Below are 23007 nucleotides of genomic sequence, written 5' to 3' on the forward strand. Positions count from 1 at the left end.
ACGGATTAAACCCTTCTTTAGTAAGGATTCTATTACCTTTCCGTTAGAATATCAGGTTCACATAAACTAATAATTTTCAATGACTCCTCCTATTGATGAAGCTTTTATCATCGGCTCTTTTAATATTTCTACAATTTCTTTCTTTGTTCCAACCCCAGCGTATCATATTCCCTAATAAATGTTGAAGACCCATCATTTTCTTTTGCCTCTCTATCTTTCAACCCTATTTTTCCACCTGAGTATCTAGATGTTAGAACAGATGGCAACAGACCAAATGAATATTGTTTTCGTTCTATCACAACCGATTTGATTTTAAAGTCTTTCGAAATTTCATAGTTGCTTACTCCGCCCAATAAACCTCTGGACTCTACGGTTTCACTTATGTAACCGTTTGGCGTGCTGAGACGGACATAAGCATCCCACTGCTTAAATGCCTTTTCACTATAGTTTGCCAAAATTGCAGAATTAGCTATGTTTAAAACGACGAATACCAAGAAAGAAATAATAATAACCGTAATGATTGTTTTCATTTTCCCTCTTCTTACTGCTTTCTTGATCTTCTTTTCATCAAAAAGATCATCCGGAAAATCATTCATGTATCTTTTCATGTCTTGAACCCTAGCATACACCCTTTATAAAAAAAAGCTGCTCTTCTGTTGAAGAATAGCCTTTGTTAATCGGAGTAGTATTAATGAGTCCAATGACCTTAGCGTGTCTTAACTAAAATGCATACTCATGACACCCTGTGGCAAACTACGATCATGGAGGTGTATAGAATGAGTTCTAACAATAAAAACAATCGCAGCACTAGTGATGAGCAAGCAATAAGAAAAAATTTATCAAGGGAGCTTGATCACGAACTAGCAAACGAACCGTTGACAGCTGCCGAGAGACTTAATAATAAGAAAACGAAGAAGCGGCAATAACAGCATACCCCCATCTATTGTAAGTTGGGGGCTATTTGATTTGTACTATGATAAAAAAACAGCACAAGGTTATCTGATGTCATCTCATACAAGTTACAAGTCGCTACCACTTTCCATATCATTTCTTTTCTTTTTATCTCCAAAATATTTCCAAAGATGATATGTAGCCCAAAATAATGTCGGAAAAATAAAAAGTGAAAGTGCTGAAACATACGGCTTTTCAAGGATATAACTAGGAGTAAAATAAATGTACAGGACTAAGATGATTAGGAATGGAACTAAAAGAATCCAGTAACGTTTGTCTTTAAAAGTATTAAAACTCCCCATATGATTCTCCCTTCCATAACATGTGATATTTCTATTAATTCAATCGGTAAGATCAAAAATAAAATCTTTTTTATTTCCTTGCATTTAATATACCGAAATAAAATCAACTCTTCCACAAAATGTCGGATTTAAACAACAAAAAGGTACGAATATTGTTTAATCAACATTCGCACCTGGTTCACCCGCACCACCCCAAGAAGGACTTACTGTAGCAATCCGGTCTTCCGGCTGTAATTTTTCAGGTTTGATTAACATCTCCACTCACCTCTAACAAATTCGATTTTATGTATAGAAATTTAATTCTAAGCGACTATAATTTCTGCCAATGTTCGTCCATTTCTTCGTAATATGTATCTGTCCAATGGTAAGGCTGCAGTTCTGTTAAAGTTTTAAAAATAATTGCTCCTGTATCATTTGAAATCGCACATTGTACTTGAGGTCCCCAGTAAAATAAGCGTTCTTGGCAGATACCACAAGGTGAAAGTACTTTTAATGGTGAATGTTCATCTTCCCTTGCTAAGCAAATGCTGTGTGTAACTTTTTTATTGAATTTGTGCGCTTCTAAAATAGCACCCGTTTCCATACAAAGAGCTGTTGCATCATTGATAATTTCTGGTGCCACACTTGTATAAATCGTCCCATCTTCAACACGAACCGCTGCTGCACCACCCCAACCAATCGGATATCTCACATTCACTAATTCTTTTACTGTATTATAAAGTTCTTTATCTATCATTGATTCCTAGCTCCTTCTATTCTTTTAATCATCCGACTAAATTACTTAACTGCTTTTCGATTTGTATAAGTATTGCGGGAATTTTCATTATGAAAATCAATCCCCATATTTGGTCCTCTCGTCAACTCCAAGTTATTCTTTTAGTCTATATTAAATAATAATTTCGACAAAATATACTTTCATATCTTTAGAGTTTCTAAATATAGAGTTGCTAATACTGAATTATATTGTAAAATTTAGAAAATACATATATTTATAGGCGGTGTAAACAGAAAATGAACTACCCCATTGTGAAACAGTATAGTAATGAATATCAAGCTCAAGTGGTAGATTTAATTCTTCATATTCAGCAGCAGGAATACAACATTCCGATAACTAAAAATGATCAACCCGATTTGTTTAAAATAGAAGAATTTTATCAGACAGGAAACGGTAACTTTTGGGTAGCTATTTATAATGAAAAGGTTGTAGGTACAATAAGTCTTTTGGATATAGGTGATAACCGAGTTGCATTAAGGAAGATGTTTGTTGATAAAAACTATCGCGGAGCCAAATTTAGAACTGCAAGTCTTTTATTAAACAGTGCAATCGAATGGGCAAAAGAACATTTAGTAGAGGTTATCTATCTAGGAACTACACCACAATTTTTAGCCGCTCACCGATTTTACGAAAAGAATGGATTTACAAGGATAAATCCTAACGAATTACCTGAAAGCTTCCCTGTATTACAAGTGGATAAATTATTTTATCAGTATTTCGTTCAATAGATGAGTGAGTTAGAAAAAATATATATGGATTTACAAGAAAGGAGATATTGCCATTGAATAATAATAAACGTAGTATGTTAATGGCCATAGTTGGAAGTATTTTTATTCTAACTATTGGCGGTATAGCATTTAACCAAATTTATAAGAATCATCAAGCAAATGAACTTATTATTGAGAAATGCTTTGAAAACTTCGATCAAGCAGAAGAAGTAGTGGTAAAGAAAGATGGGTTTTGGTCTCCGGTGATTTGTGAGAAAAAATAGCATAAAAAATTAAAGCCTTTTTTATGCTATCCAATACTTAGTGTTCCACGGTTTTTTAAAGTACCAATTGCGATACGTTAATTGCTGCTATTTCTTTTTTTTTCTAGAAATATCGGTGTTATATTTAATAAGATAGAAACAATAGATAAAAACCATAATGCTTTTTCCATACTTGGAACTACATCTTCAATTGCCGCCCAATCTTTTACTTCTACCCAATTCGTTATTATAGTGTATTCGGCACAAAGTGTTAATGCTGTAAATGATAGCCCCATTGCCATCGCAAGTTTGTAATCTTTACCGGTTATGTACATAAACAAGTTTATAAAAGTTGCCACTATTGCAATAACACCTATTAATATCCACATCATATTGCCTCCAGACCTTTTTTCTTCCATTGCTAATATAGACATGAATTGTAATAATTTGGTTCCCTAATCCAGATAAAATCCTTTTTATTCCATTTAATTGATGGGAGATGTTATAATTATTAAAAAATACAGGAGATGAAGACTTGAGTCAAAAAACTTCTTATCAAGATGCAGTAGAACTAAACATTTTGAATTGGGATACTACTAATATAGGCGAGAAAATTATTGAAGTTAGAGATTCACAAAAAGTTTATACAAATGACATAGTGGAAATCCAGCAAGTGGTGGATTTTGGTCGAGTCACAGAAAGGTCTCATAAAATACTTATTATTTTTAACTTAAAAAGGGATCTAAAAAATATTGGAGAAAAGATAATTCTTTAAGTTGTTATTATCATTGAATAAATGAGCATCAATTTTTCAAGTATGACTCCTGATTGCTGTTTTTTACTTATTTAAAATTGAGTAAATATAAAAATAATAATGATTAGCGTTATTACAATAATACTGATTAAGGCTTTAAATTTTGTGTTGCGAATTACACTCTCAGTTAATTGAGGTTCTTCTTTGAACATCCCGCGTTTTCCCCATAACAAACTTTCCTCTGGGTTGAAATAGGTCCATATTAAAACTCCATATATAATATTGATCGATAAAAATACCTCCACCATTTTCACCCCCAAAAAATCATCTTGTACCTAATATACGATTACATCACTTAATAGTTTCAATATATTTACAATATTAACAGTTCTCTTTGTTTTACTGAACAAATGGGCTCATTAACCAAAACAGATAGCTAATTTTTCATCTAATCCTCCCAATATAACACCGCATCCCAAACTAAATAATCACGTTTTTTACGCCAAATGGTTGGGATGTCGGCATTAAACGGTAACGGTGATTCCAAATCCTCTTTTCGTAAAATCGTAAATTGATACTTCATAAATAGACGCTCTAGTTGATTGGCAAGCTGTTGCCGTGTTGAATCAACCGAAAGATCTTTTGGTTCACAAATAACAGACTGACCTCCGTTTGAATACGCGCCTGTTTTCAGGATATACGAGCTTGTTTGGTCCGCATCACCAATCCCAATGACGGGTGCCAATCGGCTAATGAGTACATGGAGCCCCGTTATGTTTTCCGTACGTGTAAAGCGGTCTTCTTCTATTTGCACTCCTGAATCCTCATAAACAAACCACTGTATGTACGAAGCAAAGCCGCTGCCGAAATGGTCGGGCTCTACTTTATAGCGAATGTTCATTTGTGCTAGCTCAGCAAGAACCGCCTTCAAATAATTTTTGAGTACCTGGTCATCTTGCTCCGAATACGGATATTGCTCGCTAATGATTTCCTGACGAATCATTGCTTTCAACTGTTCGTTTGTAAACACGTTTAAACACCTTCTTTTATTAAGTAAGTCAATTTTCACGGATGAATTGCTTCAGTACTGTATTTCCTTTTACCAACTCAACTCTCCTTATCCCTCATTATTTAATATGTCGGTGAATAAATCCTCCTTGTATCGGTATCAATCACAAATCCCACCTGAATCGTTGCATCATACGGAATTCGGCTAAATTGATAATATGAACACAAAAATGCGTAATTTCTATGCTTGAGGTTGCCTGCTTTTTTGCTTGTCTATAAAATCTGTTTAACTGCTCTAATGTATAGCTTGGTCCAGATAACAGCACTTGCTGATCATACCCATCCACTTCAACTAACATATTTAATCACTACTGGTTGCTAGCCAGTCGTATAGCTTAAATTTTAAGCATCTCGGACTCTATTGCCGCCTGATGTATTTCTTCTGGAAAGCGCTAATGTGATTCATTCAGTGCCTAATTAATTCGACGTCCATCACGTCACCTCTTCATATTCAGGATGGCCATGCTGCATGCAGCCAAATAGCTGACAGCCGCCATTAGGGTACATATCATATTCAAAGGGTGGTACAACACCATTTTCTAAGCGATGCCATAGCGTTTCGATGGTTTGTTGCTGTTCGATTAATTCAATTACACACTCGTCACGATCCTGCGCTGTCCAATGCTCATCTAGCTCCCTTTGTTGTTCATCGATTCGTTCTTCTTTTTTCTGTTGAATAGCTTGTTGAACGACTGCCCGACAAGCATCGTAGTCCTCTAATTGCCACAGGGTATACGCATAGCGACTGACGCAATAAGGTGAAGTGTAATAGCTGTTCCATTCTTTTTCAAACTGTACTCGTGCTTCATTGTAACAACCAAGCTCTACGTAAACATCTGCAATTTCCATAGCACCTGTGTAATCATCCGCTTCATCATTCCAATTGGCTAAAAGTGCCTTTGCCTTATCAACATGACCTGCATACAGCCAAGAAACGACCTCGTGTAATTGTGTAATTCCTGAATCACCATCACAGCGAGAAAAGACTTTCGCTGCTTGCTTATATTCACCGAGCTGAAAATGCGCCATTGCTAAATTATAGGTCACTTCCTCCGTCTCGCTGAAGCTGAGTGCCTGCAATAAATAATGCTTTGCTTCATTATATTTTTTGTTATGTAATGCAATTTCACCGAGCAGCATATACGGAAAGGAAGACTTCGGGTTAAAGACCAACGTTTGCTCTAATAATGTCCTTGCTTCATCTCGGTTCTCTTCCTCACGCAGCATAAACCATGCCAAATTATTAAGACTTTGAACAGACGGTGTTTCTCTAGCCAGCTTTTTAAATAGCGTATAGGATTCATCATAGTCATTTTGCTCTAACAGCATAATCGCTCTCGTATTTTCCGAAATGAGACCTGTTAAAGATTGGTCTAGCTTTTCTAAGTCACTATTTTCTTTTGTCATGACCTTTTCAAAGCGGAAAAACTCATACTCTTCATCTGATGTTGGTTCCTCGCCTTCCACATTTGGACCAGGATTTCCTTTATGATAAAATTCGACTATTTTAAAGCCGCACTTATTGACGTAAAAGTGTATGTTACGCTTTTCAAAATATGGTGTATGCAGTTCCCATACCTTCGTCTCCGGGAATGCTGATTCAATTGCAAACCATGCTTTCGTACCGATGCCTTTGCCGTGTGCTGAAGATAATGTGTACAAGAAATCAACTTCATTTCGTCCTGTTTCTTCATTTATTTGAAGGACAACGCCACCGATTCTTTTACCATTTTGCATCAGTTGGCGTACAACCGAGCCTTTTGCATGCAATGAATGCTCGTAGTCCTCATCAGACGGTAATGGTCCCATTTCCGTCGGGTCCTCTACATCTATAAAACTATCCTGCAAACCTTTCATAAAAGCTTCCTGTAATTCTTCTTTCAATTGCTGTAGCTCGTCATGTTGTACAGGCGCTAGTGTAATCTGTGTTGTCATTTTAACTTCCCTTTCTATCCTATAAAAATCTGCACAATTGTAAAAATATTAAACTTTAAAGTAAAGTAAATTCGTCATCTGTCAGTTTAAGATGTTATAAACCGATAGATGTAGAAATGATGATTGATAAAATTAAACAAGCAGTCCAAACACAGCCTAATATCTTTTGATTATGTATATTTTTCCCTTGATGTAACTTTTCTAAGAGCTGAGTTAAATTTAGAAACCATAGGATCGAGAACAATAAAGCACTTACTGGATATAAAATTTCCATATTAACATCATCCTTTACGGTAGAATAACTCAGCGCTTATCCTGAAAGTAATCCCCAATTTGAATCGTCTTTTCCATAATTTCACCATCATCTTTCTGTTGCCATGATAAATTAAGCTTATATGTTTCAAAAATACTTTGTAACTGCTCTCTCGAAAAATCTTTCGTATAATAAATAAAACGCATAGAATCCTGCTTAAAGCTGCCATTTTTATAATTGCTTGATCTACCTTCACCATTCATGTACATAGGTCCATATTCTAATTCAATTTCATCCATAAATGCAGCCCAATCAAAATCATGTTTTACGGTTAACTTGTTAAACTCATTCCCGTTTAATATTTGATAGTCTACAACAATCACTGCATAATACTGATCAATCTCTTGTTTAGTAAAGTTACTTGCACGATTAATCAATAATTCAAGTTCCTGCTCGTTTACATTTTGAATTTCAAATTGTATTTTGTCCTCTATAACAAGCTCCTTTTGAGAACAACTTGTTAATAACACTAAAGATAGTATTGCAGCAGCGAATTTTTTCATTGAACACCCCTCTATTTTTAAAGAATTACAGATTAATATAATTGAATTTATTACTTAAGAAAGCTTTAACTTTCCTTTTATTTCTTGAATAATTTCATCGATACTATTTCTTTCAGTATCTATATATTCTCCAAAATCGTATCGATTGTAGGCTTCTAAGCATTTATCGGTTTGTTGAAAACACCAGTTACCTTCTTCCTCCCCACGTAGTCTTAACCTTTCGTAAATGGTCTCTTTACTTGCATTCAAACAAAAATGATAGGTTTGTTCATCAATACTTTTAAATCCGTTGTATATGTATTGAAAGTATTCAATTTTTCTGATTGTCATTGGTACGATTAGATTGATTTCATATTTAGAAATTAACTTCTTTGCCATATCAACTGTTAACTCTCTCCATAAATCCAAATCTTGAAAATCGCCTCTAGTGGATTCTGTTCTTTTGATATCGATGGGAATAACATTTCTTAACATATAACCTATTTCTTCAGGGTCATAAATCATACTATTTTCAATTTCGTTTAAGAGCCTATTTGCAATTGTAGTTTTACCTACACCAAATGCTCCATTTACCATTATAATCAACACATCAACTCCCTTGTTGTCCAATTATCCTTCTACAAGACTATCCTATGGTTCTTGTATTTTGGTTTCAAATGGTATCTTGTCCGAAATTAAATTATCGCCATATTAAGAAAAAACACAATTCCTTTTCAAGAATTGCGCACGATATTATAATTTCACCGTCCAAATTTTATAAATGATTTGACCGTTTCTTTCTATTTCCGCTGTACAAACGCCGACTTTTAAATTGATATAATCGGCCCATTGAGGAAAATGAGATGCTAAATAGTTAATTACTTTCTCGTCAGGTGTTGCATAACCTACATTTGTTTGTTCACTTAAATACGCAACGAAATCCGGATATAATGCTCTCGCCCATTCTTCCACTTCAAAATCCGAATCAAAAACACGGGTATCATCTTTATGGCTGCCATTAATCCATATAACATTTCGCATTGAAACCGCCTCTTCCCAAGATTTTTCACAAATATGGCTATTGTTTAACGGTGTCCATCTTTCCTTGCTTGGATATAACCATAATAGACACACGTCCCATGGGTAGATAAATCTTTTAATTCCATTCCACAGCTCTCATAAAATTTGAAATTATTTGCTGAAGTGTGCACAAACCAGTCTCCATGCGGAAGCTTTTGAATACATAACTCAACAAGTTTTTTTCCTATCCCATTGCCTCTATATTCTGTTAAAACGACTAAATCCATAATATTCGCTGCCATGATTTGATCAGATATCACCCTCACCATCGCAATCATTCTCTCATTATCCCAGACAGTAAATGCCCAAGTTGAATTCTTGAAAATTAGTGAGTATTTTTCTTTTTGCCATGATGGAATATTTTTTGCCCATCCGGCGTCTTTAAACAAGGATTCAATAAACTCCGCAGGTATCCCTTCAGTGCCTTCTCTAATGACGAAACTATTAAAATATTGATACAAATGCGCTGCCCCTTCCATTGTTAGCTATTACATACTGTTTAGAAGATAAGTAGAAAATATTATGGCTCTTGAAAACCCACTGTTGCCATTAGAAATATCACAAGATAGCCAACCAAACCAACTATATTTAATCCTAGTAATGTAAGCCTTATATATCCTTTCATACCGAACATAGCAAATAAAAATCCTAAAACACCTAATCCAAATGGTAAGTATAAATTAGGAGCAACTATTAAGTTAAAAATCTTTTCCCCCAAACGAAAAGGCATTTCAGCAAATAATGAAATTGTTAAAAAACAAAGAAATGCGGATACAACTGAAAAAATTACTCTTAACAAACTATCACTCCATTTTCTCCATTATTTATTGGAAATCCATTTATAAAGAACATCAGGTAAATTTCCTTCATTTTCGTGCCCTCTAGATATGATTTAAGCCGTTCTTTTCGAAAAATTGTTGTGCGTTTTCATTTACTTCAAAAGTATATAATGTGAATGGCGCACGATTGTTCACGAGTCTTAAATACTGCAAAAATCTAGGTTTACACGGATTATTCCGCGGAAAGGAATACAAACCTACTCTACTACTTTATGAGTTCAATCTTTTCTAAAATCTTTTGGGTAGTATAATTTAAAACGGGTAAAGAATCTAATGGAAAATATGCCAGCTCTAAACTTTCTTCATCTTTTTTCAACTTTCCACTTATATCCATAGCTTTAAAGATAACAGTGGCATTGTATATCTCATCCCCATGAGGAAATTTATAATAAAACTCCTTACCAGAAGCTACTCCTAAAATTTCTAAGTGATTTGTAATAAGTCCTGTTTCTTCATACAACTCTTTTTTAGCTGTCTCTTCAAAACTATCGCCCAATTCCATACCGCCTCCTGGAATTCCCCAATCTTCTGTGTCGGAACGCAATTGTAGTAATAACTCATTATCGTTATTCATCACAATTATCGCTGATCCGGGAGCAATAATTGGTGCTGTTCCAATAATACTTCTAAGTGATTCAATATAGCTCATGATATTCTCCTTTTGAAAAGAGTCTTATTTTAAGTTTCTTCGCAATCTTAATCATTAAGGTGATACCGGTCTAAAATTTTCTAACTCAAGCCTGTTTAACCAGTTATGAACTAATTCGTTAAAGACATCAGTTTGTTCGATTTGAAGATTATGACCAGCCATATCAAGTACGGCAAAAGTTGCCCTTGGATAATCTTCAATTAATCGCCATGCATCATGGTAACCGACTACATTATCCTGACGCCCTGTAATAATGAGCGTGGGATACTCAAGTTTACATTTAATATCGAAGGTAAATCCATACCCGTTTTGACGAATGTGGTTTAAAAATTCGTAATTTGTTTTTTGAGAAGGAACTAAAATTTCCTTTTGAAACCTCTCCCACTCAGTTTGACCTTGCACTACACCCATAGAGCAAAATTCGTGAGCATCTTCCGGAGACAAATCTGATATTAAGTTGCAATCTCTTTTTAAGACGGTATGCTGTGGTACTACCCTTTTATCGATTTCAGGTATAGTTAATGGTGCCATCAGCAATAATCCACGAACTGTATCCTGTCGTGAATGGACTATACCCCTTGCAATATATCCACCATACGAATTACCACAAATTATAAACGGTTGATTAGGGATAATGTCATCCAAAAGAAGCAATATTGATGCTAAAATATCATCAGAATTTTGAATAGATTGTTGTGACTGGGAATGACCCATACCAGGCAGGTCTATGTATATTCTCTTCCAACCGCTTCTATTCTCAAATAAAGGTTCCATTGCATGTAACATCACTTGATGGTCAAGTGTCCAACCATGCAACATAACGATTGGAAATCCTTCTCCAATCTCTTTATAAAAAATCGACATGATTTTTTCTCTTCCTTTCTTATAAATCAGATGTATTGAAATAGACATTTAATATCTCCATAAACAACTCGAGATTTCAGCAATCTTTCTTGATTTACTATACGATTCGTTAGTTTAAATATATTTCATTCTGTTATATTTTAACATAAATAGACAAATATGTTTGAGCATCAGGGCATGTATGCTGATTAAAGAAGATAGATTGAGGACTTAATGAAGGAATATTAGACCTTTGAATGAAGCGGCAACTCCCATAAAACGGTAATATGAATACAATATTTGAAACTAGGGGTGTCACTATGATAAAAGGTTTATATGAAGCACATTTACCAGTAAGTAACTTAAAAAACTCCATTTTATTTTACCGAAATTTAGGATTAGAGTTAGCTTACAAACAAGATAATTTAGCTTTTTTTTGGATTGTAAAAGATGAAAGCTGGCTTGGTTTATGGGAAAGCGAAAAAGTTGAGCTAGCCTATCATCCTTCTATACGTCATATCGCATTTCGAGTAGAGAAAGAGGATATCATCTCATCTAAAAAATGGCTGAATGAAAGAGGAATCGCTATTCGTACTTCATTTGGCTTTAATGAAGATCGTCAACCACTAGTATTACCTAATCATCCACATGCACATGCTGCAATATACTTTGATGACCCAGATGGTAATTCAATTGAATTAATCGCTCCCATCCGAATAGATTTCCAAGAAGATTTTAAGATGATGACTTTAGAAGATTGGCTGAAAAGAGAAGAGTAACAACAGATATTTTCTATCAACTTAAATGTGAGCTAATTATGGCCTTTACTGGAAAATGCACCTTCCTTTTTAAAGGAAAGTGCACGATTATGTATTACCCTTTTTATTTACTTGTAATGCCATTCCAAAATCTCAATCTCCCTGCAAAGTATCAATTTCTAAGTTGTGCTAATATGAAAATACCGAAAAATAGTGTTAAACCAATAATACTGGTTACTGATGCAATTTTTATGTACCGAATAGCGCCGTCCGATATTTCAGGTTCCTCTTTGTACATCCACCCTTTTCCAACTAGTAAGCTTTCTTCAGGGTAGAAATAACTCCAAATTAATACCCCATATAGTGGAATAGTTAAGATAACCCCTATAATTATTTCTAACACCTTTTGCAGCATTTTAGCATCACCCCAGTAAACTAATACTACTAATACGGTTGAACTCTCATTTGGTTTCAGTTTACTTAGGATTATTTACCAATGGAACTAATTAGTTTTAGTTTAAGTATATTCATTGCCAATGAATATTTCATAGAACACCTTTAAGTTTAATTTTCACTATTCATCATTGATAATCTTTTGCTTATTTCCCTAATGCCTTTGACAAATTGGGAACATATTATAATTTTTTTCCGCACCATGGACAAAAGTTAATTTCTATTCTTGAAGAACCACCATCATGAATTATTATTCCGTAGTCATTAGATTTTTCATAAAATATAATTATATTATCAGGACAATCATAAGGATTTTTATGAATATCACAATTGAAATTTGCATGATAATCCATATACTCACAGCAAAATTCTTTCATATTTTTATTCTCCCCTTCTATTTGTCAAACCTTTATTAGTTCAATTTTAGCATTCCCCAAGCGTTGTAACCCGAATGAGGACTACCAATCCAGCTATTATATAACGGAATTGGTAGAAGTCATTGTTCAAAAGTTGCCACCGCTTTCGGCACATTTAAAGGAATACAGAAAAGTCTTCTAGAAATATTATTATAATTAAAGGAGGAGAAATGATTGAGCAAAAATAAACACGATAAAATTCAAATGCAAAGAAAAGTGCAAGGTTTATATAGGGAAATAAAACAACAGCGTAACGAAGAAAAGAATAATAACAAAATTGGTATAGTCATTGTTGATATTTGTGTTGTATTAGGAATTTTAATTCTTTTACTGAACGCATTTATTAAAGAGTTCTAGTGGTTAATGATAACAATGCATGATGGTCAAACACCCGGTTTGGTAATTTCACCTGAATTTAGTCAATTTGATTCTGATATCAATGCATTTATTGATATTGATATGTATGTATATCCTTATAGTGAATCGGAAGAATAGTCACTTCAGGTTTGGGGACTTTTTAATTTGATTAACGGACTAACTGAAAAAGGGGGGGATTCATTGCACCCAATAGAATTTATTCAATTGATGCTAGCCAGTGGAATTTTAGTTTTTATTTTATTCATTTCTTTTATCTTTAAAGGAAAGCGGAGAAAAAGGATTCAGGGGTTGGCTCTATTATTTTTAGTGTCTTTTGGCATCATTTATTTCGTACGTCCATCTTGGACAGATATGCAAATTGAAAAGAAGGTAAGTTATATACAGTTGCATTTGGAGAAAAAGTACCCTGGGGAAACATGGGAATTTCGAACAGTGCCTCATCGTGAAGATGGTTATGAATCCTCGAATCCATATTTTATTGGTGTCATATTTGATAATGAACCACAAGTGGAATATACATATTTCGCTCGTAATAAACATGATATTACCCAACAAGGGTTTTCTACATCCAATACAAAAAGTGATTTATTACATTTAGAATAAAAATTAAATGTAACTGGAGGAGAATTCATGATACATCAAATGGCATTACACGAAACATATCTCGAATCAATCAAAAAAGGGCGAAAAATTTTGATATAATATTTTACTAACCTAATTAAACTAAAGCCCTCCGTTACTAAAAGTTTTCCTCACAATCTCTCTTTGTATCGAACAACAAATGGCGAGAGTAAAAAACAGACCGTTGCCATAAGACCTGCCCCACCAATGGTTAAAAAGACATTATCGGAAGGAATAAGAAAAAATTGAACTATCAGAAATGGTAACATCGTCAGGAATGCAACCGTAAATCTCCCAAAAATAGCTATCTTATGTATAGAACCACAATTGTCACATTCAAGTGGTCCGTATGTCCATTTATAAGATTGAAAGATTTTTCTCCAACCAAATTGACTATTGCATTTTATACATTTTTGCAAAAACGACGCCCCCTTTTTTCCGCTATTAAACTAAACTGCCCCGTTTGTTTAAGTACATTACTTCACAATATATAAATTCATTTTAGCGTAAATTTTCCATATCCCTTTCAAAAGAAAGAATTTCGATCGATATATGCTAACATTTCACACAAGTTTTAACATCGATTTTAACAAGACCACATAAATTTATGCGATGTTGCGAATTGATGTGTTAAGGACATTCTCTGAAGGTTATAGACACTGATACAACTACACGATTATCTTTATTTATAATGGCTGATGCACCATTCCAAAGCTTATATTTCACAATTTAAACCTCTTATATTTTGTATTTATTAAAAATCCCCCCCAAATGAAAAGGTATTTTATTAAATAATGAAATTGTTAAAATACAAAGAAATGCGGATACTACCGAAAAAATTATTCTAAACAAACTATCACCCAAAGGATTATTTCAAATGCAGTTATACCCTTTATTTCTTTTTTATGAAAGTGTAGATATTTAAAATAACTCCAGTTCCAAACATAACTATCGCATTGAATGCCAGTACTATTGCAATAAATCCACCTGCAAAAGCTATTCCTTCTCCTGTATCATCCAGATCGGTATTGGTTTTTTTAAAATAATCAATTCCTAAAGAAACAAAAATATAAACGATCACTGGAACTAAAAGGGCTATAAAAATTGCCGATGCCCATATAGGGAATTTTTTTATACGGTATAAATACACGGCTATTCCATCACAAATTAAAATAGACAAAATTATAACCAACCAAACAATAGAATCTCCGCCCATAATAATGCCCCCTCTTAACAGCCCTAATTGAATAAAATAGCATTGAACCTTTTAATTCGTTTCACTGCGCTTACGGCTTTCTAGAAATTTTAAAACTGTGTAAGAAATAATTAATATTATTCCAATCAAAAATGCGATAACGAAGCCAAATGTTCCATTTAAACCGATCCAACCAATAGTGAACGTAAGGAAAAATAGTTGATAGCATAAACCAGCTATTATTATTGCAATGGGTACATTAAATGGGAATAATATTTTCCAAGTAAAACCTAAAAAGGCAGCCGACATTACTATTATAACTAAAATGATGATGTGGAATATCCCCCACCGGAATCCTGCGCGAGACTGCCCTTCTTCCCCTAAGGCAACCTGTGTACTTAAGTCATACAGCGAAAACCCTGCTGTAAAAAATCCGACCAATAAAATTATAATAAATGTAACCCAGTTTATCGTTTTTATAATTTTTTTGCTTTTCATCTTTCCTCCTCAGAAAAGGCCACTCTGACAGTCTTCCTGCAAAAGTGCCCAATTGTTGATGATTGATTTTTCAAGTAATAACTGCATTTAATTCAAGATTTGACATTACAAAAAAGCTGTTCAATCTTTTAACAATACTTTCCCGAACTTCAACTTCCTTTTCAGCATCTAGCGCTTCAGGTTATGCAAAAGTAATCCCTATTGTACCTTCATCCGGCGGGTTTAACATTACACCTGCGTCTGTAATAATTGCATTTGTCATTGTTGAAAAATGTAAAATTAGTTGTTCTCTTTCCGTTAAACCTTGTTTAGAATTTCCATCAACGATAACTTTAAAATATGACAATTTGAATTCCCCTCTTATAACCAAACATTCTCTTTCTTTTACTATTTTACAACTATTAACCAAAATTATCCTCAATTATTCTTAATTGAATGTGTGGCTTTCAATAAAAAAAGACCCTTCCTCAAGGAAAACGCCTGATAATGACAAGGACCATTCTAATTCAAGGACTGGCATATATGGAGATATGGGCGTTTCATAAAAATCTAAAATATATTGAAACTATTTCTCGTTTTTTCCGTCTGTACAGCGCATTACGAAATAAGGGAGATTAAAAGATGCAGTAAATACTAAAAGTTTAAGCCCAATCCTTCATCAGGAATTAAGAATTTGTTAATTGGAATGAATGCGGCATATTGAAAATATGAATCAAGAGGAATAAGTTATGAATAAGATAAGAAAAGCAAATGTCGAGGATGCAGCGACACTGACGGATATAGCTTTTAAAGCAAAAGGCTATTGGGGTTATTCAGATGATTTTATGAATGCATGGAAAGATATTTTAACACTTACAGTAGACGATATCCAGTCTAAAGTTATTTATCTGCTAGAAGAAGATAAGGCTATTAAAGGGTTCTATTGTTTGTGTATAGAAACGAAAAAATTAGAATCCTTATTTGTAGCCCCTACATACATTGGTCAAGGCTTAGGGAGATTATTATGGAAAGATATTTTACTGAAGGCGGCAGAATTTGGATTAAGTAGCTTCCATTTTAATAGTGATCCAAATGCGTATGAATTTTACTTAAAAATGGGTGCAAAAAGAATAATTTATGTGGAATCAACAGTTATACCTGGTAGAATATATCCTTTTATGGAGTATAAGCTTACACATCTTCAAACAAAATAATGTTTCTAAAAGATCGGGAATACAGCAGTAAGGCACGAATGTAGTTATATCAGCATTTCGTGCCTATTCTTTTGATATTGTTAATGCAGCATTTTATACCGATGTTGCAAACCAGTACTTAACGGAAAAAGACCCTTTACATTTTCAAGGAAAACACAGGTTTGTTGAAATACGTTTTTTCAGAAAAATCATCTTAGTAAATATAAAACTTGTTACTTAATTGTTTTTTCGTTTCGTGTACAATAATGGAAATCAGGTATTCATGAGTGATGTTTCTTGGATTATCTCCATATCGAAAGTCGTCTATCATTTCACTTATTCCATACCATATATACCATATCTCTAACTCCTCATTAAAGAAGTGTTCACGCACCACTTCATATATTTCATAAGCTAAGTTTATTGCATTATTTTTATCATTTAATATTTCCTTCAATAAATGACGTATGTAGTATTTAGCACATTCCACATGTGAAGGCTCCTTCATACCTAATTCACCCAAAGCTCTTTTAAAATATTCTTCAATTTCAAAAATATTTAACGGTTCTCTCAAAAAAGCAAGGATATTTAGGGATGTTGTAGAGTTTTCGTTTTCCAACATACTGTTAGCCCAATTAATGTAGTTAATAGGCATTTCTTCACCTTTAAATTTTTTATAATACAAAATTTTTGTATCCATATACTGGCTCATTTGTTTTATTACTCACCTTCTTACAGATTGTCGCGCTAGTTTAAGGAAGCCGATAGTTGCTGGGCTAATTACTACCCCTCCCTATATTAAAATAAATTCATAGATTTAAAATAGATATTTATTTGTCTATTTCTTTATACATGTTGATACCTGCTACTTGAAAACCCAGATTATTATATAAATTTAGAGCATGTTCATTATTTCCGAAAACATGTAATTTAAAAAAGGCAATTTTACGAACAGCTAAAAGGGATTCAAGCTCAGTCATCACCTTTTTCCCAATCCCTTTAGAACGAAACTCTTCTTTGAGATAGATTTCATATAAAAAGGCACTTTTGTTTTCTTTTACTATTTTTATCCATACATAACCTACCACTTTTTCATTTTCTAAAATATTATAGAATTCATGATTTTCTGTGTTGAATCCATTTGGCAAATATCCTTTTATCGCTTTTTCTGCTCTAACAAAAGCAGTTTCACTTATCATTTCAAAAGTATTTTCTTCAAGGGTAAGAGCATACCTCTCCGTTTTATCTTTTATGTATGTATCGTATTCAACTTCATTCATAGATATTAATAGTTTCACTGCTTTAACCAGCTCCAATCATAATTTCACTATGCTAAATTGCATGACACAGTTAGAGGATCATTTCATATATTTTTTGATAACCAAAAGGTAGTATTGCAGCAACTAAAATCCCTGCTACTATAAAAGATGTTGCATACACTCTATATTTTGACATAGAAATCTCTTTTCTTTTATAGGCTATACTTAATACTTTAATCATAGAAAAAACAGTAATAAAAATGATGATTGCCGAAAAAACACTCGTCATAATAACTGGCATTATTTAACCTCCGTTAACATTTTAGTATTATGCAACTTATACTGTAAAACTGTAATTACTATAAATAAAAGTCCGCTTATTGAGGAAATCCAGAAAAAAACATTCCCCCCCATAGTTGTGGAATTATAAAACAAGCTACTAAATAATAAGAGTATAATACCTATTAATCCACAGAAACCAATTTCCCATTTCGGTTTTCTTTTTATAAGAAAATAGCCAGTTACACTTAGAATATAGAGGACACTTGCTATCATAATTGTGGGAAAGAAAGGCTGAAATTTAGCTGCATAAACGAAATAATCGAGTTGGCTAATATCATGCCCATTAATAATCTCCCTTTGAAACAAACTAGTAAAAGGTGTTGAGTACTTCCATTCTAATGTATTTTCTATAATTGCGCTTCCTTCATACCATGCAATAAAAGTTGATACTACTAATGTTAAGATCCCAGCTATAATTTGCAACACATACTTAAACAACTTCAAACCTCCACATACTCTTTTCAACCATACTATCTGCTAGTATTTCTCGATTTTAATAGTTATTTTTACTCTCTCTTCGCTAGTTGTATCTTTTTCAGAAATATTATTGATCGAGTCTTCTACTATTTGTTGAATCAACGTAGCATCAATTTTTGAATCTTTCGGGTAACCTACTGAAACTGTTAAATCACTTGCTCCACCATCTATCATTAGTGCGAGCGCATCACTTTCAAGTTCCGTTTTCTCTGTAACTGATACTATAATTTCATTTTGTAATTCCGCAAATAAGGTTTTATAAGAAACTATAACTTCCTGCTCGCTTTCTATTACCTCAATTTTATTACACCCGCCTAACAATATTGAACATATCACAACCACTGTAATTATAACTTTTTTCAACTTTTCAACCTCCCTTTATGTTGATTCATGCACTCAAAGATCAGTTATTTTAACGAAACACCTTCAAAAAAGTTCCTTTTTAGGATTTATACACCTAATTATACAGTGGCTAATTTCTACTTGTTTGCCTAGCAATTTAAAGTCTTGCAGCAAAACAAAAACTCTCTCCAATCCAATTAACTGAATTAAAGAGAGTCTCATATTATTTTATAAGCGCGGATCGATTGTATCGCTTTCTAACGCAAGCGTTGCAAGTGCACATTCATGTACACGATTGCTGCTTTCCAAACTTACAAAGCGTGAAATCCCTTCCAGACCTAATTTAAATTCCAATAAAGCGTTCTTCATTTTCCGGGAAGGGTTACGCTGTTTTAACTTCTTCATAGTGTCTTCATTTGTATAGTCCATGCCATAAATGATGCGTAAATATTCACGGCCACGTACTTTTATAGCCGGCTGCAGTAATTTCCCTTTATGATAAGCCAGGAAATCAAATGGCTTAATAACAATGCCTTCATGACCATTTTCAGTCATGTCCTTCCACCAATTTATTACTTCCTGTTCATCCTGCTCGCTTTCAATCAAACGGTATTCTGTCGCTATAAATAGCGAGCTGTTTTCGGCCAAATACGCATTCATTTTCATATGCCAGCTATGAGACTGGTGGAAGTTTGCTGATGAGCTATGTGCAAGAATATGGAACGGTGCTATTTGTATGCCTGAAAGCTCATTTGTTGGCCAGCAATAGTTTTTGAAAACCGCATCGAAGCGTGCAGCATTTTTATATTTATCGGTATATTCCTCCATCCAGCTCGTCACGTCCACATGCTCTGTTGCTTTCAACTTTTCGATAAGTTTATAGCGATCCATCAACGCATTTTCAGCGACCGTTTCATATTGTTGATCGATTAAGCTTTGTGCTTTTAAATTCCATGGTAATATTTCGGCATCCATTAAGACGAAATTTGTATTAAATTGCTCGAAGTAATTTTTACCGACTAGCTCAGCATGAATATTCTCCACCATCTGTTGCTGCTCTTTTTGTTCAAAGAAGGCGCGGCCTGTACGAGTTGTAATGTAGCCCAGACTATCACTGTTAATGAGCTCTTTTGCAACTTCTTTATTTTTTGCAATAAAGATAACAGCGCGGCTACCCATATGCTTCTTCTGGGCAATCAATTTTTGAATACCGTTTTTCTTATAGTAATGAAAAGCATCTGCAGGGTGTTCCAAGTAATCCGGTAACGCAGATGTTTGGGGAGTTGGACTCATTGTTGGCGGAATGTAAATTACCTGCTCCAAGGGCAATGTATAGTGAGAAAATGTATCCATTGCTGCCAATGCATTTTCTCTCGGGATTGTTATTTGATCCCCGCTCGTTGTATGAACCGCAAAGCCATTTATAAATTGTGCAACATTTGGCGGACTAAACCGCTTATTTTTCGCCTCTAAAATAGGGTTTTCCTCAGTCCCGGCATAATTCGCGAATGCCTTAACACTTTTTAATGTCTGCTCAGGATATTGAAATGCCGTAAGCTCCCCGCCAAATACAACACCTTGGTCAATATTAATTGTTCGGTTTGCTTTAAACGGCTGTACTTTCACGTCATGTCCCCAAATGATCAGTTCGCTCGTTTTATGCTGCGAGAACCAATCACCGCGAACAGGCTTACTGGAGCTGTCCGTTTGCTGAATATCACCGTATCGACAAAAATCAGATATGCGTTTAGATTCCTTCCCGGTGTAATGGTCCTTAATGCCGGCGTGTGTAACAACAGCTTTTGTCATATTATTTTTCGTTAAAATATAATGTGACGGTGCTTTTAAAAGCATGTTAGCAAATTGTTCTTTTAGTGCCTTAGCAGCCTCTTCGCCATGCACCTTCTCATACTCGGTAAATTCTTGCTCGACAAGTTCATCCCCATGATTTAGAGATACATTTTTCCCGTCCAACCAGCGCGCTAATTTCCAGCCATGATTGCTGTCTGTCATATAGCTTAATCCTGCTTCAATCTGATTCAACCAAAATTGCATTGTTTCAATTGATTTAGGGCCGCGGCTCATAATGTCGCCGACAGAAATTAACCGGCGTCCAGTTGGGTGAACATATACATCGCCGCGCTGCTCATATCCAAGATCCTTCAAGAGCACAAGCATCTCATCATAGCAGCCGTGAATATCCCCGATAATATCAAAACCGCTTTCGATTTCTAAACAAAGCTTATTCGGTTCTCGCACTATCTCGATTCTTTCGTCATTTACTTTATAAATTTTGGCGAATGGCTCTTTCTTTATTGTTTTCAACTCATATTTCAACGTATTAAATTGCTGCAGCACACGTTTACGACCTCTAGGGTTATCACGCAATACATCACGTGCAAGCAGCTGCTCTTTTGTTGTATTCAAAATTAGCGCTAAAACAGGTACATGTTGACGTTTAGCAATTTCAAAATATTTGGCACGTTCAAAGCCGCGTAAATTTGTGGCATCAATTATCGATACTTTATTTAGCTTTGCACGGGCTTCCACAACCGTATGAAGCACATGAAACGCCTGCTCTGAAATACGCTGATATTCTTCATAAACAATATCCTCATCATCTTTAGATACCGCTGTAAAATCGATGAAATCTATATCCGCCACAAGCCGACGATAGTAGTCAGAGCTAATGATCTCGCTTTCAAGGAGCTGACCTGAATCGACTAATGATTGCAGTAATGTGGATTTCCCGCTATTTGATGGCCCTATTACAAGTACGATGGCCCCGTTTGGAAGTTTAAATTGCATGTGAATCTCTCCTTGTCATGATACACATTTGAGTAGGAGCACCATATTGTTCATGTACAGAACCGATCCCTTCAAATTGTAAATCATAGTTTGGCGCAACTGCTTTACACCATGCCTCAAACTGCTTGCGATTCCATTCAAAGCGGTGATCATCGTGGCGCATATCTTCAAGTTCGTAAACCGTATTATACTCTGCGTTTGGTGTCGTAATAATTAAATGCTTAGGCGTATAATTTTGTGTGATGAGCTGCATCATTTGAGGCAGTCGTTCCTCATTTATATGTTCAATAACCTCGCATAAAATAAAGACATCCGCCTCTGTAAACTCTTTATCTTCATAGTAAAGTGATCCCCACTTAATAATAGGTCTTGTAGCAAATTGCTGATCGGCAAAACGTTTTTGCATTTTAGCAAGTGCATGATTACTAGGATCGACACTGTACAGTTTTTTAATCGTATCGATATGCGCAAGAAGCATCGATAACTTTCCTTCTCCTGCCCCCATATCGATAACCGTTTTAGGTTTTAATGCTGTAACTGCCTCGGCAATTGTTTCATAGCGACGCGTATTTAAAGATGGTTTATCGACTTTTTGCTCATTCTCTTCTGTCATGTACAATTGTTTAAAGCGCAATGCTTTTTTGTAAATAAATTCACGCATCGGATGAGTTTCAAGCCAGCCCTCACCGTAGTTTTCTATACGCTCCCGCTCGGCTTCATCAATAAAATAATGCTTATAGTCATCCATAACCGGGATTAATATAAAAATTTGCTGTAGTGCTTTCTTTAACGTAATGGTATTTGCAAGCGTTAAGAATCGTGCGCGTTTAGCGTCAGTCATTGTGTTAATCGTTACTTCATAGCCTAACGGTTCCCATAAATTTCGGAGTTCCTCGTCTGTGAGCTTTGATGAAATTGGACCAAACTCAAATGTAAACGGAAAGTCCATTGCTGCAAATTGTAAATATTCTTCTTTAGGCTTTCCGTTCAGCGCTGTGCCTAAAGCTGAACGAATAAGCGATAAGAAAATGGTACTTACAGCAAATTCACGGTCATTAATGTAATGGGTAATATCAAACGCTTCATTGTCTTTTACAAGCGCCAATGAATCAGGTGTAACAAAGATGGAAGCGTATAATTCGTCATCTGTCATTTTATGATATACAAATCGTACTGCGTGCCCTTTTACTTTGCGCTCATAAACGGTAGCCGGGTTTTTCGCCAGTAAATGTGAAATTGCTCTCGCATGCGGATTTTTCGTGTAAATAGATAATTGCATAATGTTACATATTCTCCTTTTAGGGATAATTACTAAATTCTATTATAA

At 34.6% G+C, this 23007-nt stretch carries 35 protein-coding genes and 1 pseudogene; 9 read left to right on the plus strand and 27 right to left on the minus strand.

Going from position 1 to position 23007, the window contains the following annotated elements:
• Positions 1-128 precede the first annotated feature (128 nt).
• Positions 129-608, minus strand: a complete 480-nt coding sequence (locus M3166_RS05565; protein ID WP_251688120.1) for a sigma factor regulator N-terminal domain-containing protein — start codon at positions 606-608, stop codon at positions 129-131.
• A gap of 168 nt (positions 609-776) precedes the next feature.
• Here M3166_RS05565 and sspO point away from each other — a divergent pair, with 168 nt between their 5' ends.
• On the plus strand, positions 777-926 hold the full coding sequence (gene sspO / locus M3166_RS05570) for a small acid-soluble spore protein O (RefSeq protein WP_251688123.1): 150 nt from the start codon (positions 777-779) through the stop codon (positions 924-926).
• A 637-nt stretch (positions 927-1563) separates the two neighbouring features.
• Here sspO and M3166_RS05575 read toward each other — a convergent pair.
• Entirely contained in the window at positions 1564-1989 is a 426-nt protein-coding gene (locus M3166_RS05575; protein WP_251688124.1) for a cytidine deaminase, read from the minus strand.
• A 275-nt stretch (positions 1990-2264) separates the two neighbouring features.
• Here M3166_RS05575 and M3166_RS05580 point away from each other — a divergent pair, with 275 nt between their 5' ends.
• Positions 2265-2756: a GNAT family N-acetyltransferase gene (locus M3166_RS05580; protein ID WP_251688126.1), complete on the plus strand. Its 492-nt coding sequence runs from the start codon at positions 2265-2267 to the stop codon at positions 2754-2756.
• A 53-nt stretch (positions 2757-2809) separates the two neighbouring features.
• On the plus strand, positions 2810-3019 hold the full coding sequence (locus tag M3166_RS05585) for a hypothetical protein (protein WP_251688128.1): 210 nt from the start codon (positions 2810-2812) through the stop codon (positions 3017-3019).
• Between the two features lie 77 nt (positions 3020-3096).
• On the opposite strand, the gene M3166_RS05590 is transcribed toward M3166_RS05585, so the two are convergent.
• Complete coding sequence (locus M3166_RS05590) at positions 3097-3387, minus strand: hypothetical protein (RefSeq protein ID WP_251688130.1); 291 nt, start codon at positions 3385-3387, stop codon at positions 3097-3099.
• A 146-nt stretch (positions 3388-3533) separates the two neighbouring features.
• Between M3166_RS05590 and M3166_RS05595 the strand changes: the two genes are divergently transcribed.
• On the plus strand, positions 3534-3773 hold the full coding sequence (locus M3166_RS05595) for a hypothetical protein (protein WP_251688132.1): 240 nt from the start codon (positions 3534-3536) through the stop codon (positions 3771-3773).
• Between the two features lie 427 nt (positions 3774-4200).
• Here the strand turns inward: M3166_RS05595 and M3166_RS05600 are convergent, their stop codons facing one another.
• The 11 genes and pseudogenes from M3166_RS05600 to M3166_RS05655 form a co-directional block, all read right to left on the minus strand.
• Positions 4201-4782: a hypothetical protein gene (locus tag M3166_RS05600; protein WP_251688134.1), complete on the minus strand. Its 582-nt coding sequence runs from the start codon at positions 4780-4782 to the stop codon at positions 4201-4203.
• A 142-nt stretch (positions 4783-4924) separates the two neighbouring features.
• On the minus strand, positions 4925-5119 hold the full coding sequence (locus M3166_RS05605) for a hypothetical protein (protein WP_251688136.1): 195 nt from the start codon (positions 5117-5119) through the stop codon (positions 4925-4927).
• Between the two features lie 133 nt (positions 5120-5252).
• Entirely contained in the window at positions 5253-6227 is a 975-nt protein-coding gene (locus M3166_RS19345; RefSeq protein WP_353056569.1) for a tetratricopeptide repeat protein, read from the minus strand.
• A pseudogene (locus M3166_RS05610) lies at positions 6207-6755 on the minus strand (GNAT family N-acetyltransferase); the annotation flags it as partial. The pseudogene M3166_RS05610 and the gene M3166_RS19345, both read right to left, overlap by 21 nt.
• Before the next feature lie 303 nt (positions 6756-7058).
• On the minus strand, positions 7059-7571 hold the full coding sequence (locus M3166_RS05620; protein ID WP_251688140.1) for a hypothetical protein: 513 nt from the start codon (positions 7569-7571) through the stop codon (positions 7059-7061).
• A gap of 54 nt (positions 7572-7625) precedes the next feature.
• Complete coding sequence (locus M3166_RS05625) at positions 7626-8147, minus strand: AAA family ATPase (RefSeq protein WP_251690020.1); 522 nt, start codon at positions 8145-8147, stop codon at positions 7626-7628.
• A gap of 156 nt (positions 8148-8303) precedes the next feature.
• The gene (locus tag M3166_RS05630; protein WP_251688142.1) at positions 8304-8591 is read right to left on the minus strand and encodes a hypothetical protein; all 288 of its coding nucleotides are present in this window, start codon (positions 8589-8591) and stop codon (positions 8304-8306) included.
• A 44-nt stretch (positions 8592-8635) separates the two neighbouring features.
• Positions 8636-9109: a GNAT family N-acetyltransferase gene (locus M3166_RS05635; protein WP_435368054.1), complete on the minus strand. Its 474-nt coding sequence runs from the start codon at positions 9107-9109 to the stop codon at positions 8636-8638.
• Between the two features lie 41 nt (positions 9110-9150).
• A complete protein-coding gene (locus M3166_RS05640) occupies positions 9151-9429 on the minus strand; it encodes a hypothetical protein (RefSeq protein ID WP_251688146.1) in 279 nt (92 codons plus the stop codon).
• Positions 9430-9674: 245 nt separating this feature from the next.
• Complete coding sequence (locus tag M3166_RS05650) at positions 9675-10118, minus strand: NUDIX hydrolase (RefSeq protein WP_251688148.1); 444 nt, start codon at positions 10116-10118, stop codon at positions 9675-9677.
• Positions 10119-10172: 54 nt separating this feature from the next.
• Entirely contained in the window at positions 10173-10982 is an 810-nt protein-coding gene (locus tag M3166_RS05655) for an alpha/beta fold hydrolase (RefSeq protein ID WP_251690021.1), read from the minus strand.
• A 299-nt stretch (positions 10983-11281) separates the two neighbouring features.
• Between M3166_RS05655 and M3166_RS05660 the strand changes: the two genes are divergently transcribed.
• Complete coding sequence (locus tag M3166_RS05660) at positions 11282-11740, plus strand: VOC family protein (RefSeq protein ID WP_251688150.1); 459 nt, start codon at positions 11282-11284, stop codon at positions 11738-11740.
• 151 nt (positions 11741-11891) lie between these two features.
• On the opposite strand, the gene M3166_RS05665 is transcribed toward M3166_RS05660, so the two are convergent.
• Both M3166_RS05665 and M3166_RS05670 read right to left on the minus strand, forming a co-directional pair.
• The gene (locus M3166_RS05665; protein WP_251688152.1) at positions 11892-12134 is read right to left on the minus strand and encodes a hypothetical protein; all 243 of its coding nucleotides are present in this window, start codon (positions 12132-12134) and stop codon (positions 11892-11894) included.
• Between the two features lie 220 nt (positions 12135-12354).
• Positions 12355-12549, minus strand: coding sequence for a DUF6980 family protein (locus M3166_RS05670; RefSeq protein ID WP_251688154.1), 195 nt, complete (start codon positions 12547-12549; stop codon positions 12355-12357).
• Between the two features lie 213 nt (positions 12550-12762).
• On the opposite strand from M3166_RS05670, the gene M3166_RS05675 reads away from it, so the two are divergent.
• The 3 genes from M3166_RS05675 to M3166_RS05685 all read left to right on the plus strand — a co-directional run bounded on the left by M3166_RS05675 (position 12763) and on the right by M3166_RS05685 (position 13569).
• On the plus strand, positions 12763-12945 hold the full coding sequence (locus M3166_RS05675; protein WP_251688156.1) for a hypothetical protein: 183 nt from the start codon (positions 12763-12765) through the stop codon (positions 12943-12945).
• Between the two features lie 6 nt (positions 12946-12951).
• A complete protein-coding gene (locus M3166_RS05680; RefSeq protein WP_251688158.1) occupies positions 12952-13083 on the plus strand; it encodes a DUF4279 domain-containing protein in 132 nt (43 codons plus the stop codon).
• A 171-nt stretch (positions 13084-13254) separates the two neighbouring features.
• Positions 13255-13569: a hypothetical protein gene (locus tag M3166_RS05685; RefSeq protein WP_251688160.1), complete on the plus strand. Its 315-nt coding sequence runs from the start codon at positions 13255-13257 to the stop codon at positions 13567-13569.
• Between the two features lie 149 nt (positions 13570-13718).
• On the opposite strand, the gene M3166_RS19490 is transcribed toward M3166_RS05685, so the two are convergent.
• From M3166_RS19490 to M3166_RS05700, 4 genes are all read right to left on the minus strand, one after another.
• On the minus strand, positions 13719-14006 hold the full coding sequence (locus M3166_RS19490; protein WP_353056555.1) for a TIGR04104 family putative zinc finger protein: 288 nt from the start codon (positions 14004-14006) through the stop codon (positions 13719-13721).
• Positions 14007-14479: 473 nt separating this feature from the next.
• Positions 14480-14803 (minus strand): hypothetical protein, encoded by a 324-nt coding sequence (locus M3166_RS05690; RefSeq protein ID WP_251688162.1) that lies wholly within the window; start codon positions 14801-14803, stop codon positions 14480-14482.
• A 51-nt stretch (positions 14804-14854) separates the two neighbouring features.
• Positions 14855-15280, minus strand: coding sequence for an RND transporter (locus M3166_RS05695; protein ID WP_251688165.1), 426 nt, complete (start codon positions 15278-15280; stop codon positions 14855-14857).
• 181 nt (positions 15281-15461) lie between these two features.
• Positions 15462-15626 (minus strand): hypothetical protein, encoded by a 165-nt coding sequence (locus M3166_RS05700; protein ID WP_251688167.1) that lies wholly within the window; start codon positions 15624-15626, stop codon positions 15462-15464.
• Positions 15627-16008: 382 nt separating this feature from the next.
• Here M3166_RS05700 and M3166_RS05705 point away from each other — a divergent pair, with 382 nt between their 5' ends.
• Complete coding sequence (locus M3166_RS05705; RefSeq protein WP_251688169.1) at positions 16009-16473, plus strand: GNAT family N-acetyltransferase; 465 nt, start codon at positions 16009-16011, stop codon at positions 16471-16473.
• 193 nt (positions 16474-16666) lie between these two features.
• Here the strand turns inward: M3166_RS05705 and M3166_RS05710 are convergent, their stop codons facing one another.
• From M3166_RS05710 to M3166_RS05740, 7 genes are all read right to left on the minus strand, one after another.
• Positions 16667-17152 (minus strand): hypothetical protein, encoded by a 486-nt coding sequence (locus M3166_RS05710; RefSeq protein WP_251688172.1) that lies wholly within the window; start codon positions 17150-17152, stop codon positions 16667-16669.
• A 130-nt stretch (positions 17153-17282) separates the two neighbouring features.
• The gene (locus M3166_RS05715; protein WP_251688174.1) at positions 17283-17750 is read right to left on the minus strand and encodes a GNAT family N-acetyltransferase; all 468 of its coding nucleotides are present in this window, start codon (positions 17748-17750) and stop codon (positions 17283-17285) included.
• Between the two features lie 52 nt (positions 17751-17802).
• Positions 17803-18012, minus strand: coding sequence for a hypothetical protein (locus tag M3166_RS05720; protein ID WP_251688176.1), 210 nt, complete (start codon positions 18010-18012; stop codon positions 17803-17805).
• Positions 18012-18491 carry a YjdJ family protein gene (locus M3166_RS05725; RefSeq protein WP_251688178.1) on the minus strand — a complete coding sequence of 160 codons (480 nt, stop codon included), beginning with the start codon at positions 18489-18491 and terminating at the stop codon, positions 18012-18014. The genes M3166_RS05720 and M3166_RS05725 overlap by 1 nt, the downstream gene beginning before the upstream one ends.
• Positions 18492-18530: 39 nt before the next feature.
• A complete protein-coding gene (locus M3166_RS05730; protein WP_251688179.1) occupies positions 18531-18893 on the minus strand; it encodes a topoisomerase in 363 nt (120 codons plus the stop codon).
• Positions 18894-19100: 207 nt separating this feature from the next.
• Positions 19101-21680, minus strand: coding sequence for an AAA family ATPase (locus M3166_RS05735; protein WP_251688181.1), 2580 nt, complete (start codon positions 21678-21680; stop codon positions 19101-19103).
• Positions 21670-22959 (minus strand): methyltransferase domain-containing protein, encoded by a 1290-nt coding sequence (locus M3166_RS05740; protein WP_251688183.1) that lies wholly within the window; start codon positions 22957-22959, stop codon positions 21670-21672. Before M3166_RS05740 ends, M3166_RS05735 begins: the two co-directional genes overlap by 11 nt.
• Positions 22960-23007: the final 48 nt, after the last annotated feature.

This window comes from Solibacillus isronensis, assembly GCF_023715405.1.
GTDB lineage: Bacteria > Bacillota > Bacilli > Bacillales_A > Planococcaceae > Solibacillus > Solibacillus isronensis_B.